The sequence below is a fragment of the Pseudomonas lurida genome, assembly GCF_002563895.1.
Lineage (GTDB): Bacteria > Pseudomonadota > Gammaproteobacteria > Pseudomonadales > Pseudomonadaceae > Aquipseudomonas > Aquipseudomonas lurida.
On record NZ_PDJB01000001.1, the window covers coordinates 4621027 to 4633182 of the forward strand.

Consider the following 12156-nt stretch of genomic DNA (forward strand, 5'->3'; position numbering starts at 1 on the left):
GCCCTTCACGACGATCCCGGCATTTATAACCGCGAAGTTTGCCACAAACCCCGGCATTTGGCGCCATCTCGCAGATGAGCCCATTTTAATGTGGGAGCGGGCTTGCTCGCGAAAGCGGCGCTTCAGTCACGCAGGTGTCAACTGAATGGCCGCATCACGAGCAAGCCCGCGCCTACACTGGACCTGCCTCGCCTGGGAAACCGGGAAAGGTTCAGGCGTCTACCAAACTCCATTGCTTGCTCAGGCGCTTGTCGGAAATCGGCACCTTGGTCCCCAACTGCTGGGCAAACAATGACACCCGATATTCCTCCAACCACCAGCGATACAGCTCCAGCTGGGGATCGCGCTTGCCTTCCTGGGCATGTTTTTTCAAACGGTTTTCATACTGCGTCCACAGACCGCCCAGTTCGCCGCTCCAAACCCGGTCTTTTTGCACCTGGCTGGGCAATTTCTCCAGGCGCAACTCGATGGCCTTGAGGTAACGCGGCAACTCCTTGAACCACGGCGCCGGCGTTTCCCGCACAAACCCTGGGTAGACCAGGTTGCTCAACTGCTGCTTGATGTCGTTCAAGGCCACGGCCTGGGCCAGGTCGATCTTGCCTTTGAAGCGTTTTTGCAAGCCATGCCAGAGTTTCAGCACCTCCAGGGTCAGGCGCGCCAGCCGTTCGGCGTGTTCTGTCCAACTGCCGCGCTTGCGCTCGGCCAAGGCCGCCAAACCGGCGCCGTCACGCGGCAGGCTGGCTTCGCCTTCCAACACGCACGTGTCGAGGCTGGCCAGCAGAATGTCTTCTACCAGCGCATCGATACGCCCCAGTTCGCGGTACATCAGCCCCAGTTCGGTCAGGCCCGGCAATTTGCCGCGCAGGAATTTCGCCGGTTCCGCCAGTTGCTGCATCAGCAGGCGCTGCAACGCACGGCGATGCTGGAACTCAGCCTCGGCGGCGGTGGAGAAGCGCCCTTCCTTGACCGTGCCATTGTCTTCCACCAGCGCCGGGTACACCGTCATCGACAGCCCGGCGATCTTCTGCTGCGTCTTTTCGGCCACCGCCGCAAATACCTTGGCTTCCACCGGCTGTTGGCTTTTCGCAGTCTGCGGCACGGCCAGCGCGGCCTGGCTGGCCTCGGCAAACCGCGCCGTCAGCTCAGCCAGGTCGCGGCCTTCGCCGAGGAACTTACCCTGGCCGTCGACCACTTCCAGGTTCATCTTCAGGTGGCTTTCGACCTGCTGCGCGGCTTCGGCCCAGGCCTCATCGCTGACCCGTGCCCCGGTCATGCGCAGCAACTCGCGGCCCAGCGCCTGGGGCAACGAGCCCTGGCCGAATTCGATGCGTTGCAGGGCGGCCTTGACGAAGTCCGGCACCGGCACGAAATTCTTGCGCAGCGCCTTGGGCAGGTTGCGCACCAGGGCGATGCACTTGGCTTCGATCACCCCGGGCACCAGCCACTCCAGGCGCTCGGGCGGCAGCGCCGGCAGCAACGGTGCCGGCACGCGCAGGGTCACGCCGTCACGCGGGTGGTTGGGTTCGAAGTGGTAACTCAACGCCAGTTCCAGGTCGCCCAGGTGCAGGGTGTCCGGGTAATGCGCGGCGGTGACTTCACTGGCCTCGCGGGCCAGCACGTCTTCCTCGCGCATGATCAGCAATTGCGGGTCTTTCTGGCTGTTGACCTTGTACCAGCTGTCGAAGGTCGCGGTCTGGTGAATCTCCGCCGGCAAACGCGCATCGTAGAAGGCGAACAGCGTTTCTTCATCCGCCAGGATATCGCGACGGCGCGCCTTGGCTTCCAGTTCGTCGAGTTGCTCCAGCAACTGCTGGTTGGCGGTGAGGCATTTAGCCCGCGATTGGATCTCGCCACGCACCAGGCCTTCGCGGATAAACAACTCGCGGGACACCACCGGGTCAATCGGCCCGTAATGCACCGGGCGACGGCCGACCACGATCAGCCCGAACAGGGTGATCTGCTCAAAGGCCACGACCTGGCCGCGTTTCTTCTCCCAGTGGGGCTCAAAGTGGTTTTTCTTGATCAGGTGCCCGGCCAGCGGCTCGATCCAGTCGGCGTCGATCTTGGCCACCATGCGCGCATACAGCTTGGTGGTCTCCACCAACTCGGCGGTCATCAACCATTGCGGACGCTTCTTGCCGATGCCCGACGAGGGGTGAATCCAGAAACGCCGTTGACGCGCGCCGAGGTAATCGCCGTCTTCAGTCTTCTGGCCGATCTGGCTGAGCAGGCCGGACAACACCGCCTTGTGCAGTTTCGGGAAGTCCGCCGGCTCTTTGTTGACCGTCAACTGCATGTCGCGGCAGATCAGGCTCAACTGACGATGAGAATCACGCCACTCGCGCAGGCGCAGATAATTGAGGAAGTTCTTGCGACACCAGTTACGCAGCGGGCTGGCCGTCAGTTCCTGGCGCTGCTCTTCGAAACCGCGCCATAGGTTGACCAAGCCGGCGAAATCCGAATCCGGGTCTTTCCATTGAGCATGAGCCTGGTCGGCGGCCTGTTGACGCTCCGGCGGGCGCTCGCGTGGGTCCTGGATCGACATGGCGCTGGCGACGATCAGCACTTCCTGCAGGCTGCCGAGCTTGGCCGCTTCGAGCAACATGCGGCCCATGCGCGGGTCTACCGGCAGGCGCGCCAACTGACGGCCCAGCGGGGTGAGCTGGCTGTTGCGGTCAACCGCCGACAGCTCTTGCAGCAGGTTGAAACCGTCGCTGATGGCCTTGCCGTCAGGCGGCTCGATAAACGGGAAGTCGGTGATTTCGCCAAGGCGCAGGTGCAGCATCTGCAGGATCACGGCAGCGAGGTTGGTGCGCAGAATTTCCGGGTCGGTGAACTCCGGACGGCCGATAAAATCTTCCTCGCTGTACAAGCGGATGCAAATCCCCGGCTCGACCCGACCACAGCGGCCTTTACGCTGATTGGCGCTGGCCTGGGAAATCGCCTCGATCGGCAGGCGCTGCACCTTGGCGCGGTAGCTGTAGCGGCTGATGCGCGCGGTACCGCTGTCGATCACATAACGAATGCCCGGCACGGTCAGCGAGGTCTCCGCGACGTTGGTCGCCAGCACCACGCGCCGGCCCGGATGCGACTGGAAAATGCGCTGCTGTTCGGCCGGCGACAGGCGTGCGTACAGCGGCAGGATCTCGGTGTGCTTGAGCTGGGCCTTGCGCAGCATGTCGGCGGCGTCGCGGATCTCGCGCTCACCCGGCAAAAACACCAGCACATCGCCGGGGCTGCGTCGCTCGCTGCGCTCATAAGCCGCGATTTCGTCGAGGGTGGCAAGGATCGCCTGGTCAACCGTCAAGTCATCATCGACGCGGTTGCCCTCTTCGTCCTGCTCCAGGGTCAGCGGTCGGTACCAGGTGTCCACCGGGAAGGTACGGCCCGACACTTCCACAATGGGCGCATCGTCGAAATGCTTGGAGAAGCGCTCCAGGTCGATGGTCGCCGAGGTGATGATGACCTTCAGGTCCGGGCGACGCGGCAGCAGGGTTTTCAGGTAACCCAGCAGGAAGTCGATGTTCAGGCTGCGTTCGTGGGCTTCGTCGACGATGATCGTGTCGTAGCGTTCCAGGTAGCGGTCGTTCTGGGTTTCCGCCAGCAGGATACCGTCGGTCATCAGCTTGATCAGCGTGTTGGAATCGCTTTGGTCTTCGAAGCGCACCTGATAGCCGACCAGCGCGCCAAGCGGTGTCGCCAGCTCCTCGGCAACCCGGCTGGCCACGCTGCGTGCGGCGATACGGCGTGGCTGGGTGTGACCGATCAGGCCGAACTGGCCACGACCGATTTCCAGGCAGATCTTCGGCAACTGGGTGGTTTTACCCGAACCGGTCTCACCGGCAATGATCAGCACCTGGTGCTTGTTCAGTGCCTCTTTGATCTCATCGCGCTTGGCCGCAATCGGCAGGCTGTCGTCGTAGCGAATCACCGGCAGGCTGGCACGCCGCGCCGTGACCTGGGCACAGGACGCCTGCATGCGCGCGACCCACTGCGCCAGCTTTTCCTCGTCGGGCTTCTTGCGCAGCTCAAGCAGCTGCCGACGCAAGCGGTGGCGGTCGGCGAGCATGGCGTGATCGAGGTTTTTGAGCAGTTGGTCGATAGTGGGCGCTTGGTCGGTCATCAGGTCGGCAAAAGTCTTTTGGGTAAGGCAGGTGAGGCCTGCACAGCATTAATCGATTGGATCGGGGGATTGTCGCAGATTTCCACACGTTCGGAGACGCTCCATCACGATGCGATGGTTGCTGCGCCTACCGCCATAGCGACTTTTACTACAACGCTTAGGGCCCCATTCGTACTGCTGAAAAGCGAAAGTCCGATTTGATGGGTGAGGGAGTCAGGCTTCAATAAGTCTCCAGATACGTCTGGCCAATCAGAACATCCCCCCTTTGAAAGCGGAGCTTATTATGCCAATCGATTCTGTCACCTCGCGCCTGCCGAACTACCAGGACGCCATGCGGGCCCAACCGCGCTCGACAGGCACGTTGCCACCGCCGCGCTATGAGTTCGCTCCGGCCTATTCCGAAAAGCCGTCTTCTGCGCCCGCCCGCAGCCAAGTCTCTTCGGAGCCGGCAACCAACCTGAGGGCAAATAGAATCTCCAACTTCCACTCTACAAGCCAGGCAGTACGAGGAATGAATTTTATGAGCGGCCTTTGACTCGGCAGCCTTTGCCGAGACGACTGCTTCTAACTATGAGGATCTCGAATGCCAATTGACTCCCTCCGCTACAGCAACGCGTCTAACCGTTACGCGGACAAATACCAGAGCATTGCGCCTGAATCCAGTTCATCTCGAGGTTCTTGGATGCAGACCTCCAGCAGCTCTGGCGCATCGGCATCACTCGTCAACAAACAACCCTTTTCCGCGTTGAGCGCTGACAAACAAAAACAGCTCCATCAGACGAGGTTAAACAAAGATACCCTGGAAAACCTACCCACCCACTTCCCGAGTTCGGCCCTGCCTAAAACGGTTTATGAGCCGACCATCAACTTGATGAAAAAACGGATCGACAATCTCGAGTCCCGCCCTGAAAGCAAAAATCCGCTGACCATGCTGAAGCATTCCAGGGAAGACAAAAAACTCGATAAAGCGATTAATCAACACATGGGGACGCTGTACAAACAAGCGCGTGACGTTCAGCTCAATGGCACCAACCCAACCGACCGAAATCGTGCAAGCAACGTCACGGACCAGTTGACTGCCATGGGTCGAACGGACGCCTGGTTCAAAGACATACGCACAGAAAACCGCAAGGGCGGTGCCTAGCGTCAACCGCAAGTGCGACGTTGATGTTTTTCGCGCACAAGGCCCGCTCGCCCCTCAAGGGCGGGCGGGCTCTTTGCGCCGATACGGAAACACATCAATCACCTTCCCCGCCCTAATCGCCTCCTGCAGGCCCTTCCAGTAATCGGCGTTGTACAGCTCGCCATGCAACTCATCGAACAGCTTGCGCTGGCCGGCGTCGGCGAACAGGAACGGCGGGAATTCCTCGGGGAACACGTCCAGCGGGCCGATGGAGTACCAGGGCTCGGAGGCCATTTCATCCTCGGGGGTGCGCGGTGCCGGTATATGGCGGAAGTTGGCCTCGGTGAGAAAGCAGATTTCGTCGTAGTCGTAGAACACCACGCGGCCGTGTCGAGTGACGCCGAAGTTCTTCAGCAGCATATCGCCGGGGAAGATATTCGCCGCCGCCAATTGCTTGATCGCCAGGCCGTAGTCTTCCAGGGCATCGCGCACCTGGGCGGCGTTGGCATTGTCGAGGTAGAGGTTGAGCGGGGTCATGCGCCGTTCGGTCCAGCAGTGACGGATAAGGACGGTATCGCCTTCCACTTCGACGGTACCGGCAGCCACTTCCAATAACTCGGCCAGGCACTGCGGTTCAAACTTGCTCAGGGGGAAACGGAAGTCGGCGAACTCCTGGGTGTCGGCCATGCGCCCGACGCGATCGACGCTTTTAACCAGGCGGTATTTCTCGATCACCGTGGAGCGGTTAACGTTTTTCGACGGCGAAAAACGGTCCTTGATGATCTTGAACACCGTGTTGAAGCCCGGCAGGGTAAACACGCTCATGACCATGCCCCGTACGCCAGGGGCCATGATGAACTGATCGTCGGTGGTAGCCAGGTGGTTGATCAGCGCGCGGTAGAACTCCGACTTGCCGTGCTTGTAGAAACCAATGGAGGTATACAACTCGGCAATGTGCTTGCCCGGCAGGATGCGCTTGAGGAAGCCGATGAACTCCGCCGGCACCGGTACGTCGACCATGAAGTAAGAACGGGTGAACGAGAAGATGATCGACACATCGGCTTCGTCGGTGATCAGCGCATCGATCTGGATACCCTGCCCTTCACGGTGCAACAGCGGAATCACCAGCGGCCATTGTTCGTCGCGGGTGTAGATGCGTCCTACGAGGTACGCGCCTTTATTACGGTAGAGCACCGAGGAAAACAGCTCGACCTTGAGGTCCGGGTCCTTGCACACCCAGTCCGGCAGGCTTTCGCGCAGCTGGCTTTCGAGGCGATTAAGGTCGGCGGCCAGGTCCCCGTAGGGTTCGCTGAAACGGTAGTCGGCAAAGATCTGCACGAGCATTTCCGGGATTTTCCCGGTAGGCATGTAGGTGCGCGTCTGTGCTGCCCGTGCGCGGCGCAGGCTGGGCCGGGTGGTGTGGACAAACATGCAGCCGTCGCTGATCAGGTCGTGACTGAACAGGCCGCAGAAGATCGAGTTGTACCAGGTCTCCGACAACTCATCGTCGAAGCGCAGGTCAATCAGGCCAATGTAGGCGCTTTTCACCAGCGGCCACACCTCAATGTCGAGTAACGCGGCGCCGTCGAAGTGCTCACGCAGGCGCGCGGTGACTTCGCTGACTTTTTCTTCGTAGAGGTTGATCCGTGCCGCAGACGCTGCCTGGCCCTGTTGCCACTGGGCCTTTTCAAAACGCTCGCGGGCGCCGTCGGTGATCTGGCGGAAGTGCTCACGGTAATCGTCGAAGCCATCGAGGATCATCTGGGCGACAGCGAGGGCGGACTGCGACATGCGGGAAACCTCTGCGGGCATCTGGAAGCCCTGAGCTTAGCCAGTGTGCCGGGGTAGGAGAAGGATCATTTTTTGTACGACCTTGTACAAGTTCGTTCATTTCGTAGATTTATTTTCAATGCCTGTAATTCGACCACCCGGTCAATAAATGTACCATTGAGTATTACCGGGGTGCTCCTGCACGCCCTTAACGGCGGGCCCTGGCCGGTTGGGCAAGCGAACTGGCCGCCCTGTCGGCCTTGATGGTCCACCCAAGACTTTGGATCCAACTAAGGGAAACCCTGATTACCTCCTTGATGGCACTTTGATATATAGCGCGCCCTCTCCCACCCTAACAAGGTCAGAAGACCGATCCGGGAGCAGGTTCTAATCGCCTAAGGAGCATTGAGATGTCATTGAGGAACATGAGGATCGGCCTGCGTGCCAGTCTGAGTTTTGCGGTTTTGGCCAGCTTGCTGGTGATTGTGGGGATGTTTGGCCTGGGCCAGATGGCCAAGCTGCGGCAAAGCGCGCTGGTCATCGAAGAATCGTGGATGCCGAGCATCGAGAACATCCACGACAGCGCGGCCTACGTGGCCAGCATCCGCCTGGAGGCCTTGCGCCTGGCGACGACTGACGAGTCGCGGGTGCGCGACACCAGCAAAGCCCTGCTTACCCGCCAGCGTACTGAACTGCAAGGGCTACTGGAGCGCCACGAAACCTTGCTGAGCGGTGAGGCCGAGCGCGACTTGCTGAACACGTTGAAAGCCAATGTGACCACCTACCTCGCCATCGTGAACCAGATGATCGCCCTGGTGGACAAGGATCAGCAACAAGACGCCATCGACCTGCTCACCAGCCGCCTCGCCCCCCAAGGCACGGTCCTCAACCAGAGCCTGGAAGACCTGATCGTGTTCAACCAGAACGGCGTCGAAGCGGCGGCGGATTCGGCGGCGCAGATGTATTCCAGCGCCCAGTGGATCGTCGGCCTGATCATCGTCTTCGCACTGATCGCCACCTTGCTGCTCGCCTGGCTGCTGACCCGCAGCATCACTGCCCCGCTGGGCCAGGCCCTGATCGTGGCACGCACCATTGCCGGCGGCGACCTGAGCCAGCCGATCACTGTCGACGGCAAGGACGAACCCGCCCAATTGCTCACGGCCCTGGCCACCATGCAGACGCAATTGCAGGGCACCATCCGTGGCATCAGCGAGTCGGCGCAGCAACTGGCGTCGGCGGCCGAAGAAATGAGCTCGGTGATGGAACAAAGCACCCGTGGCCTGCAGGCGCAGAACGATGAGATCGAACAGGCCGCCACCGCCGTGACCGAAATGAGCGCGGCGGTGGACGAAGTCGCGGGCAATGCAGTGTCCAGCGCCGAGGCGTCCCAGGCGTCCGACGAGGACAGCAAGCACGGCCACTACCAGATCAGCGAAACCATCAGCTCGATCCAGAACCTGGTCGACGAAGTGCTCGGCGCCTCCAACAAGGCCGAAGGCCTGGCAGTCCAGGCCCAGGACATCAGCAAGGTGCTGGAAGTGATTCGTGGCATCGCCGGGCAGACCAACCTGCTGGCGCTCAACGCCGCCATCGAGGCAGCCCGCGCAGGTGAGGCCGGGCGTGGTTTTGCGGTGGTGGCCGATGAAGTGCGCTCCCTGGCGCAACGCACCCAGGATTCCACCGAAGAAATCGAGCAGATGATCACCGGTATCCAGCGCGGTACCCAAGACACCGTCGACGCCCTGAACAGCAGCGCCGAACACGCCGGCCAGACCTTGCAACGGGCCAACGGCGCCGGCAATGCCCTGGAAAAAATCACCGCCGCCATCTCGCAGATCAGCCAGCGCAACCTGGTGATCGCCAGCGCCGCCGAGCAGCAGGCGCTGGTGGCACGCGATGTGGATCGCAGCCTGGTGAACATCCGCGACCTGTCCACCCAGACCGCCGCCGGCGCCACCCAGACCTCGGCCGCCAGCCAGGAGCTGTCACGCCTGGCGGTGGACCTGAATGGGCTGGTGACGCGGTTTGTCCTGTAATCAGTGAAAGCGGCGTGCAACACTCGCCGCCTTATTGATAGAGGAGTGCTCCGTGAGACCTGTCGACACCTTGTACTTGCTGGGGCTCGCCGCCATCTGGGGCGCGAGCTTCCTGTTCATGCGCATCATCGCGCCGGAGATTGGCACGGTACCGACTGCGTTTTTCCGCGTGTCGATTGCCGCCGCCGGGTTGCTGGTGATCCTGGCGATGATGCGGGTGAGCTGGGATTTCCAGGGCAAGTTCAAGACGGTACTGCTCTTGGGGGTGATCAACTCCGGGATTCCGGCGACCATGTATTCGGTGGCCGCCCAAGTGCTGCCAGCGGGTTACTCGGCGATCTTCAATGCGACCACGCCGTTGATGGGTGTACTGATTGGCGGGTTGTTCTTCAGCGAACGCCTGACCCCGTCGAAAGTCGCCGGGGTATGCCTGGGGCTGTTGGGCGTGGGTGTGCTGACCCGCGCGGGGCCGGTAGCGTTTGACCTGGAATTGTTGATGGGCGCGCTGGCCTGTTTGCTAGCGACCACGTGCTACGGCTTTGCCGGGTTCCTCGCACGGCGCTGGCTGGATCAGCGTGGTGGTTTGGACAGTCGCCTGTCAGCCCTGGGCAGCATGCTCGGGGCTACATTGTTCCTGCTGCCGTTCTTTGCCTACAGCGCCATCAGCCAGCCGCCCGCCAGTTGGGGTGGGTGGCAGGTGTGGTTATCGCTGCTGGGGTTGGGGCTGGTATGCACGGCGTTTGCCTACATTCTTTACTTCCGATTGCTGTCGTCCATCGGGCCGGTCAAGTCGATGACCGTGACCTTCATGATTCCGCCATTTGGCGTGCTGTGGGGCGCATTGCTGCTGGATGAGCCGTTGTCGATGGCGCATCTGTATGGCGGGGTGTTGATTGCAGGGGCGCTGTGGCTGGTGTTGCGGCCGAAAAAACCCCTGTAGGCGGTTGGCTTGCCGGTGATGGCGTTCTTGCGGACGCTATCGCCGGCAAGCCGGGTGCCTACAGGGAGGTGTATCAGCCCTTGCGGAAGACAAATACCAACCCGATGATGATCAACCCCATCCCCAGCAGGCTCAGCATCGCGAGCTTGTTACCGAAGATCAGGTAGTCCATCACCGCCGTCACCGCCGGCACCAGGTAAAACAGACTGGTGACATTCACCAGGTTGCCTCGGGCGATCAGGCGGTACAGCAATAGCGTGGCCAGCAACGACACCACCAACCCCATCCACAACACGGGCAGGTAAAAACCGCTGGCGTGCTCAAAGTGGAACGGCTGGAACGGCACGAACACCGAGCACATCACCAGCCCTGCCAGGTATTGCACCGGCAGCGTGCCCAGGGGGTTGTCGGTGATGCGCTTCTGCATGATCGAACCCAACGTCATGCTGGCCAGGGCCAGCAGGCCGAACAGCATGCCCGCCAGGGACATGCCGGATAAACCGATGCCCTGGTAGACCACCATGATCAGCCCCGCCAACCCAAGGCCCAGGCCGAACACGCGGCGCAGCGAGCGCTGGCGTTCTATCAGCACCACGGTGAGGATCGGCTGCACGCCCATGAGGGTTGCCATCACGCCGGGAGTGACGTTGAGGTCCAGGGCCAGCAGATAAAAAATCTGATAAGCCCCCAACAACACCCACCCGGTCGCCGCCGCATACAGCAGGGGCTTGCCGGGGCGCGGCAGTTTCAGCTTGAGGATCGGTACCAGCACCACCAGACCTGCAAGGGCAATGGCAAAGCGGATTAACAGGAACGCAAAGGGAGACGCGTGGGCCAGGCCCCATTTGGAGAAGATCGCCCCGCTGCTCCACAGCAGGACGAACAGGCTCGTCGAGGCCGCCGCGGCCACGGATTGTTTCGAAAGAACAGACATGGTTACCACCTGTCATCAGGCAAGAAAGCCAATTCAGCAGACGCTGAAACTCAGTAGGTTTTTTTCAGGCGGGCAGACGGGAACAGCGATTCGCTGATCAGCCCGAAATGCCAACACCCGGCGGTGATACGACTGCGTACACCGGCGTGCTACTGACAGGTGGGGGGTAGTGACTGATCTGCGCAGGCTGCTTTTCCCCGCACGGCACGACCACGGCGCTGACCGCTGAATCGACTACCGCTATGCGCTGGAGAGCTGGCATGGGCTGATCTTGTGTGAAGGGATGAAGAGGCTGGGACTATAACCAGCCGTGGATAGGTTTTGCAATCATCCTGGGTGGAGGAGTTTTCATGTGGGTCCTGCAGGGCGCGTCGCTATAATGCCGCCCAGTTTTTTCCAAGGATTTCTCATGATCGCATTGCCCTGGCTGTACCTGGTGCTTCTTTCCATCGGCTATGGACTGGCCCTGGCCTACGGGCAACTGGGGGCGCTGGCATGGGTGTCTATCGCCCTGCTGTTGCTCGCCGGGTACGCCGTCCGCCAGCAGCGCACGCCTTGGGCGCGCTACGTCGGCCACGGTTTGTTCATCGTACTGGCCCTGAGCCTGGCGATGCACTGGCTGCCGGGTTTCTACAATGGCCGCGGCATTGCCCCGCAACGCTTCACCGACGATGCCGTGCCCTTCTCGATGTACCTGAACCAGGACAAACCGCTGATTGGCTTCTGGCTGTTGCTGGCCTGCCCGTGGATTGTGGCGCGGCGCTCGCTACGCCTGTCCATCTGCGTGGCGGCCCTGGCCCTGACCCTCACCGCCATCGCCGCCCTGGGCGGTGCAGCCTTGCTGGGAATGATCACCTGGGCGCCGAAGTGGCCCGTACAGGCCTGGCTGTGGGTGCTCAATAACCTGCTGCTGGTGACGCTGGTCGAAGAAGCCCTGTTCCGTGGGTATGTCCAGGGCGGCCTGAGCCAGCGCTTCAAACACCTGCCTTACGGCGAGAACCTGGCGCTGCTGCTGGCCTCACTGCTGTTCGGCCTGGTGCACCTCGGCGCGGGCTGGCACTGGGTGCTACTGGCGAGCATCGCCGGGGTGGGTTATGGCCTGGCCTATCGCTTTGGCGGCCTGGGCGCGGCGGTGGCGACGCACTTTGGTTTGAATCTGCTTCACTTCGGTTTGTTTACGTACCCGATGCTGGCCGGGTGACCCCGTTCCTGCATGGACAGCGCGATTGT

7 protein-coding genes are annotated in these 12156 nt (G+C 61.3%); 4 read left to right on the plus strand and 3 right to left on the minus strand.

Going from position 1 to position 12156, the window contains the following annotated elements:
* Positions 1–211: 211 nt before the first annotated feature.
* Complete coding sequence (gene hrpA, locus ATH90_RS20925) at positions 212–4123, minus strand: ATP-dependent RNA helicase HrpA (protein ID WP_098467191.1); 3912 nt, start codon at positions 4121–4123, stop codon at positions 212–214.
* Positions 4124–4706: 583 nt separating this feature from the next.
* On the opposite strand from hrpA, the gene ATH90_RS20930 reads away from it, so the two are divergent.
* Positions 4707–5267 carry a hypothetical protein gene (locus ATH90_RS20930; protein WP_069077978.1) on the plus strand — a complete coding sequence of 187 codons (561 nt, stop codon included), beginning with the start codon at positions 4707–4709 and terminating at the stop codon, positions 5265–5267.
* Between the two features lie 54 nt (positions 5268–5321).
* Here the strand turns inward: ATH90_RS20930 and aceK are convergent, their stop codons facing one another.
* Positions 5322–7037: a bifunctional isocitrate dehydrogenase kinase/phosphatase gene (gene aceK, locus ATH90_RS20935; RefSeq protein WP_098467192.1), complete on the minus strand. Its 1716-nt coding sequence runs from the start codon at positions 7035–7037 to the stop codon at positions 5322–5324.
* A 404-nt stretch (positions 7038–7441) separates the two neighbouring features.
* On the opposite strand from aceK, the gene ATH90_RS20940 reads away from it, so the two are divergent.
* Positions 7442–9052 carry a methyl-accepting chemotaxis protein gene (locus ATH90_RS20940; RefSeq protein ID WP_392396915.1) on the plus strand — a complete coding sequence of 537 codons (1611 nt, stop codon included), beginning with the start codon at positions 7442–7444 and terminating at the stop codon, positions 9050–9052.
* A 52-nt stretch (positions 9053–9104) separates the two neighbouring features.
* On the plus strand, positions 9105–9992 hold the full coding sequence (locus ATH90_RS20945) for a DMT family transporter (protein ID WP_034108128.1): 888 nt from the start codon (positions 9105–9107) through the stop codon (positions 9990–9992).
* A 73-nt stretch (positions 9993–10065) separates the two neighbouring features.
* Here the strand turns inward: ATH90_RS20945 and ATH90_RS20950 are convergent, their stop codons facing one another.
* On the minus strand, positions 10066–10926 hold the full coding sequence (locus ATH90_RS20950) for a DMT family transporter (RefSeq protein WP_098467193.1): 861 nt from the start codon (positions 10924–10926) through the stop codon (positions 10066–10068).
* A 409-nt stretch (positions 10927–11335) separates the two neighbouring features.
* Here ATH90_RS20950 and ATH90_RS20955 point away from each other — a divergent pair, with 409 nt between their 5' ends.
* A complete protein-coding gene (locus ATH90_RS20955; protein ID WP_069077982.1) occupies positions 11336–12127 on the plus strand; it encodes a CPBP family intramembrane glutamic endopeptidase in 792 nt (263 codons plus the stop codon).
* Positions 12128–12156: the final 29 nt, after the last annotated feature.

Coding starts and splice junctions, on each gene's coding strand:
- hrpA (WP_098467191.1), bottom strand. CDS start 4,123: ATGACCGACCAAGCGCCCACTATCGACCAACTGCTCAAAAACCTCGAT.
- ATH90_RS20930 (WP_069077978.1), top strand. CDS start 4,707: ATGCCAATTGACTCCCTCCGCTACAGCAACGCGTCTAACCGTTACGCG.
- aceK (WP_098467192.1), bottom strand. CDS start 7,037: ATGTCGCAGTCCGCCCTCGCTGTCGCCCAGATGATCCTCGATGGCTTC.
- ATH90_RS20940 (WP_392396915.1), top strand. CDS start 7,442: ATGAGGATCGGCCTGCGTGCCAGTCTGAGTTTTGCGGTTTTGGCCAGC.
- ATH90_RS20950 (WP_098467193.1), bottom strand. CDS start 10,926: ATGTCTGTTCTTTCGAAACAATCCGTGGCCGCGGCGGCCTCGACGAGC.
- ATH90_RS20955 (WP_069077982.1), top strand. CDS start 11,336: ATGATCGCATTGCCCTGGCTGTACCTGGTGCTTCTTTCCATCGGCTAT.